The sequence below is a fragment of the Kineococcus indalonis genome, from assembly GCF_009906395.1.
Lineage (GTDB): Bacteria > Actinomycetota > Actinomycetes > Actinomycetales > Kineococcaceae > Kineococcus > Kineococcus indalonis.
Genome location: NZ_JAAALM010000445.1, coordinates 1 through 3,439, shown reverse-complemented (window position 1 = coordinate 3,439; position 3,439 = coordinate 1). Strand labels below are relative to the sequence as shown.

The window sequence follows — 3,439 nt, the reverse complement described above, 5'->3', positions numbered from 1 at the left end:
GCCCCGGCCGAGCACGCCGCGCCCAGCACCACGGCCAGCAGCGCCCCGGCGGTGCGGGTGCGGGTCGTGCCGGTGGTGCGGCGGTGCCTCGTGGCGCGCATGCGGCCATCGTCACCCGCGCGGCGCCCGCCCGCACCAGCGCCGCCGGGGCGCTGCCCGCCCCGGCGGCGCTGGTGCGGCCCCGGACCTGCCCCGGACCTGCCCCGGACCTGCCCCGGACCTGCCCGGGGCAGGTTCAGGGGCGGGGCAGGGACAGGGAGACGCGCCGGACGTGGTCGAGGTTCAGGCCGTACTGGACGTGCACGCGGTGGCCGGGGGAGTCGTAGCGGTCCCAGGCGGGGCTGAGGCCGAGGGCGGGCAGCACGCCGAGCTCGGCGCTGCGCGTGGGCGCGCCCAGCAGCGCCCGCACGTCCTCGCGGCCCATCCGGAAGCGCAGGCCGGCGGGCAGCGGGCCGGCGTAGGCCTCCTGGCCCAGGACGTCGGGGCCGTGGAGCACGACGGTGGAGACCACCTCGTGCCCGGGGAGGATGAGCTCGACCCCGAGGTCGGGGGCCTCGGCGTGGGTGGTGCCCTCCAGGCGGGACCACTCCAGCGCGCGGGAGGGGCCGAGGAAGGCGCGCACCGCCGGGTCGTCGCGGTGGCGCCCCAGGAGGGACACCGGCCCTGCGGTCGTCTCGGGGGTCACCGGCCCATCCTCACCCCGCGCGGGTGGGCACCGGGGCGCGACACGGCGGAGCCGTCGCCGTCCGCGCTCGCCACCCGCGCTCGCCGTCCGCGCCCCCGACCCTGCCGCACCCCACCCTCCTCCCCGCGGTGATCGTGCGGGGGGGTGTTCAAGCGGGCACGCGGAACGGGTCTCAGCCGCGCGCCGTGCCCGGCAGGCGGTGGTCCAGGGCGCGCAGCACCAGCGCCAGCACGACCCCCGCGGCGAGGACGGCGCCGGTGGCGAGCAGCGCGGGCGCGAGCCCGAGCGCGCCGGCGTCGAGGAAGCCGTACGGGTACCAGCCGGTCACCGCTCCGTGCGCGAACGTCCAGGCCACCCAGGCCACGGGCCAGGCGAAGGCCAGCAGGAGCGTGCGCCGGTCCAGGCGGGGGCGCGGGCCGAACATCAGCCAGCCGAGGACGGTGGCGACGGGGGAGACGTAGTGCACGGTGGCGTTGATCCACCAGTCGACCCCGGAGTGCTGCGCGCCGGGGGCGAGGACCGTCGCGTACACGACCCCGGTGATGCCGATGCCCAGCAGGGAGTCCAGGCGCAGCACGCGCCAGGCGGGGCCGTCGCGGTCCGGGCGCAGCGCCAGGGTGGCCGCGGCGGCCAGCACGAGCACGTTGCTCTGGATGGTGAAGAAGCTGAAGAACCGCACCAGGGCCGTGCCGGTGCCGGTGCCGGCCCCGCGCACCAGCAGCACCGCCTGCAGCAGCAGGGCGGCGCCGACGACGAGGGCGAGGGCGGCGTGCCAGGTCCGCGAGGCCGTGGCGCTGCGCGCGGGGGTCGTCGTGCTCACCGGGGCATCGTCGCGCGCGGGCGGCGCGGGGGACGCACCGGCCCGCGGCGCCGCGGGCCGCTTCACGCGGTGGCGGTGAGCGCGGCGGCCTCGTAGCGGCGCACGACGAGGTCCACGAGCACCGGGTGCGGGCCCATCGGCTCGGCCACGGCGTCGGCGCCGGCGGCGGCCAGGCGCTGGGAGAACACGCCCGGCGCCAGCAGGTAGCTGGCCACCGCCACGCGCCCGGCGCCGGCGCGGCGGGCGGCCGCCACGGCGTCGGCCACCGACGGCTCCTGGGCGGAGAGGAACCCGCACGTCACCGGCGCGCGCAGCCGGGCGGCGAGCAGGTCCGCCGCGGCGCGCACGTCGGCCTGCGCGACGGCGTCGGAGGACCCGGCCGCGGCCAGGACGACGGCGCCGCCGAAGCCGGCGGGGTCCTCGCCCAGCGCCTCGCCCAGGCGCTGGAGCACCACGTCGGTGACCTCCGGGCCGGGGCCCAGGGCGGCGGCGGCCACCGAGCGGCCCGCGCCGGCGGCCACGGCCCCGGCGATGTCCACGCGCACGTGGTAGCCGCTGGAGAGCAGCAGCGGCACCACGACGCCGCGCCGGCCGGCGGCGGTCAGCTCGCCGACGACGTCGGGCAGCTCGGGGCCGTGCACGTCCACGTGGGCGGCGCGCACCTCCAGGTCGGGGCGGGCGGCGGCCACGGCGGCGCGCAGCGCGTCCACGGTGCGCCGCCCGCTCCGCGAGCGGGTGCCGTGCGAGCAGGCGACGAGCACGGGCCGGTCGGTCGCGGGTCGGTCGGTCACGGGTCGGTCGGTCACGGGCCCTCCAGGACGTCGAGGCGGTAGCCGCGCTTGACCAGGGTGCGCACGAGGTCGCCGCTGGGCAGGCCGGCGCGCAGGCGCGCCACGGTGACCTCCACGGCGTGCGCGTCCTGCGCGCCGGGCAGCTCGGCGAGCAGCTCCTCGCGGGTGACGACCGCGCCGCGGGCGCGCGCGAGGCGGCGCAGCAGCGCCAGGGGCCCGGGCGCCAGGTCCAGCGCGCGGCCCTCCAGCACGGCGGCCTGCGCGCGCAGCACGAGCTCGCCGTGCGCGGTGGGCACCCGGTCCAGCGGGTGCTCGGCCAGGTGCTCGGTGAGGGTGCGCAGCAGCGCCCCGAGCCGCCACCGGTCGGGCACCAGCGGCTCCACGCCCGCCGCGCGCAGCGGGTCTGCGGTGACGTCGCCGACGGCGCAGGCGACCACGCCGTCGGAGAAGGCGCGCACGACCTCCTCGCGCCGCCCGGCGGCGTCGGCCGCGTCGAGCAGCGCCACCGCCCCGGGGGCGCTGGTGAAGGTCACCGCGTCCAGGCGGCGCTCGGCGACGAGGTCGACGAGGCGCTGCACGGCCTCGGGGTCCGGCGGCGGCAGCCAGCGGTAGACGGCCACCCCGCGCACCCGCGCCCCGGCGGCCACGAGGGGCTCCAGCTGGTGCTCGTCGGCGGCGCCGTGCAGCTGCACGACGATCGAGCGCCCGGCCACGCCCTCCTGCACGAGGCGGGAGACGGCCTCGGCGGTCTGCTCGGACGCGGCCGACCACGCCTCGCGCAGGCCGTTGGCGCGGATCACGCCGGTGGCCTTGGGGCCGCGCGCGAGCAGGCGGGCGCGGGAGAAGGTGGCCAGCAGGTCGTCGGCCAGGCCGGCGGCGTCGGCGGCCTCCACCCAGCCGCGCAGGCCGATGCCGGTGGTGACGAGGACGTCGTCGGGCGGGTCGGCGATGACGTCGCGGGTGTCGGCGAGGAGCTGCGCGTCCTCGGTGAGCGGCACGATGCGCATCGTCGGGGCGTGCACGACGCGCGCGCCCTTGCGGGTGAAGGTGGCGATCATGTCGTCGGAGCGGCGGTCGCTGGTGATGCCGACGACCACGCCGTGCAGCGGGGCCGCGGGGGCGGGCCCGCTGCACGGCGTGGTC

General features: G+C 79.7%; 4 protein-coding genes. All 4 read right to left on the bottom strand.

All coding sequences use genetic code 11. The features are described 5' to 3' along the window. Positions 1-235 precede the first annotated feature (235 nt). On the bottom strand, positions 236-685 hold the full coding sequence (locus tag GTR00_RS17165; protein ID WP_166612800.1) for a hypothetical protein: 450 nt from the start codon (positions 683-685) through the stop codon (positions 236-238). 172 nt (positions 686-857) lie between these two features. After that, positions 858-1,505 carry a Pr6Pr family membrane protein gene (locus GTR00_RS17160; RefSeq protein ID WP_166612799.1) on the bottom strand — a complete coding sequence of 216 codons (648 nt, stop codon included), beginning with the start codon at positions 1,503-1,505 and terminating at the stop codon, positions 858-860. Between the two features lie 62 nt (positions 1,506-1,567). Further along, positions 1,568-2,296, bottom strand: a complete 729-nt coding sequence (locus GTR00_RS25990) for a sirohydrochlorin chelatase (protein WP_205706046.1) — start codon at positions 2,294-2,296, stop codon at positions 1,568-1,570. Between the two features lie 11 nt (positions 2,297-2,307). Continuing rightward, a partial coding sequence (locus GTR00_RS17150; protein WP_205706045.1) for a uroporphyrinogen-III synthase occupies positions 2,308-3,439 on the bottom strand: 1,132 nt, incomplete at its 5' end.